Annotated in this window: 2 protein-coding genes and 2 pseudogenes; 2 read left to right on the forward strand and 2 right to left on the reverse strand. The window is 68.0% G+C overall.

Annotation, left to right across the window (positions count from 1 at the left end):
- Positions 1–189: pseudogene (locus HPY23_RS20990) on the reverse strand (hypothetical protein); the annotation flags it as partial.
- 259 nt (positions 190–448) lie between these two features.
- Between HPY23_RS20990 and HPY23_RS20995 the strand changes: the two are divergent.
- Together HPY23_RS20995 and HPY23_RS21000 are read left to right on the forward strand one after the other, a co-directional pair.
- Positions 449–706 (forward strand): antitoxin, encoded by a 258-nt coding sequence (locus tag HPY23_RS20995; protein WP_091891970.1) that lies wholly within the window; start codon positions 449–451, stop codon positions 704–706.
- On the forward strand, positions 703–1107 hold the full coding sequence (locus HPY23_RS21000) for a type II toxin-antitoxin system VapC family toxin (RefSeq protein WP_091891973.1): 405 nt from the start codon (positions 703–705) through the stop codon (positions 1105–1107). Before HPY23_RS20995 ends, HPY23_RS21000 begins: the two co-directional genes overlap by 4 nt.
- Before the next feature lie 134 nt (positions 1108–1241).
- Here the strand turns inward: HPY23_RS21000 and HPY23_RS21005 are convergent.
- A pseudogene (locus HPY23_RS21005) lies at positions 1242–1502 on the reverse strand (hypothetical protein); the annotation flags it as partial.

Consider the following 1502-nt stretch of genomic DNA (forward strand, 5'->3'; position numbering starts at 1 on the left):
CAGCCAGTCGGCGAAGGCGGGGTCGGCGGTGTGGACCGCGCGGTCGAGGCCGAACAGCATGTCGGCCTCGTCGCGGCAGGTCAGCCCGTCGGGCAGCACGGTCCGGCCGAGCTCGCGCACGTCCTCCAGGCCGATGGTGCCGGTGGCGAGGATACGGTTGCAGAAGTGTTGCAGCGAAGCGTTGATCATCTGTCCATGCCTCCCCGGCCTTTGTTGTGCCGGTGCTTGTCCCTGTATGAGGAGGACTATGCGGGGTGGGAGGGCTTCGACAGGTTAACGGCGGGATCTGAATCCCTGTTCAGGTTAAAGCCCGGCAACGGGACGGCGTTGCCAAAGCGTTGCGAGGGTGGATCGACGCGACCTGCGGATCGCAAGACCCCGCGCGAAAGCTCTGGAGACCGACAAGGGGGAGGTATATGCTTGGCATATGCCAATTCGAGGTGCCAGCATGGCGAGACCGACCCCGATACCGCAGGCGCGAGAGGTGAAGCTGTTCCGCAACAATCGGAGCCAGGCCGTGCGCATCCCGGCCGAGTTCGCCTTGCCCGGAGACCGGGTCCGCATCAGCCGCGATGGCGACCGCCTCATCCTGGAGCCGATCGGCAAGAAGGACCTTCTGGAGGTCCTGGCGACCCTGGAGTCGATCGAGGAGGATTTCCCGGACCTCGACGAGACGCTGCCGCCTCTGGACGATGATCCGCTATGAGCGGCCCACGCTTCCTGCTCGATACGAGCATCCTCTCCGATCTGATCCGCAACCCGTCCGGTGCCGTCGCCCGGCAGATCGCCCGCGTCGGTAGCAAAGGCATCGCGACGAGCATCGTCTCGGTCGCGGAACTCCGCTACGGCTGCGCGAAGCGGGGGTCGGCCCGCCTTCTCCGTCAGGTCGAAGCCGTCCTGGAGGCGATCGACGTGGTTCCGTTCGAGGCTCCCGCCGATGTCATCTACGGACGAATTCGCGCCGATCTCGAGGCTGCGGGTCGGCCGATCGGGCCGAACGATCTGCTCATCGCCGCTCAGGCGCTCGCGCTCGAGGTTCCGCTCGTGACGGCGAACGAGGCGGAGTTTCGGAGGGTCGGCGGGCTGACGGTCGAGAACTGGCTCTAACGCATCAGTGAGCCGTCACGCGGCGCGAAGGGGCGAAGCCGTCTTCACGCGGCCCAGAAGGGCGGAGCCCGACTTCACGCAGCGCGAAAGGGCGGAGCCCGTCTTCATGCAGCGCGAAAGGGCGAAGCCCGTCTTCACGCAGCAACCGCGTAGGCCAGGATCTCCTCGACCGCCTCGTCGCCCCCGGCCCGCGCCCGGTTGGCCTTGAGGGCGAAGCCGATCAGCACCGCATCGTTGGTCTCGGCCTCGCGCACCACCTCGACGGCGATGCGGGCGCCCGTCGCGGTCGGCCCGCGGCCGCAGCCCAGCGAGGCGGCGAGCCAGTGGGCGGTGTCGGCGTCGATGTGCCCGGTCGGGCGCTCGCCCCAGACCGCGAAATCGACCACCGCGGCGAC

The sequence above is a fragment of the Methylobacterium ajmalii genome (assembly GCF_016613415.1).
Classification (GTDB): Bacteria; Pseudomonadota; Alphaproteobacteria; order Rhizobiales; family Beijerinckiaceae; genus Methylobacterium; species Methylobacterium ajmalii.

What these genes read in the sequence shown, in the direction of transcription:
- HPY23_RS20995 (WP_091891970.1), top strand. Translation starts at nt 449, where the DNA reads ATGGCGAGACCGACCCCGATACCGCAGGCGCGAGAGGTGAAGCTGTTC.
- HPY23_RS21000 (WP_091891973.1), top strand. Translation starts at nt 703, where the DNA reads ATGAGCGGCCCACGCTTCCTGCTCGATACGAGCATCCTCTCCGATCTG.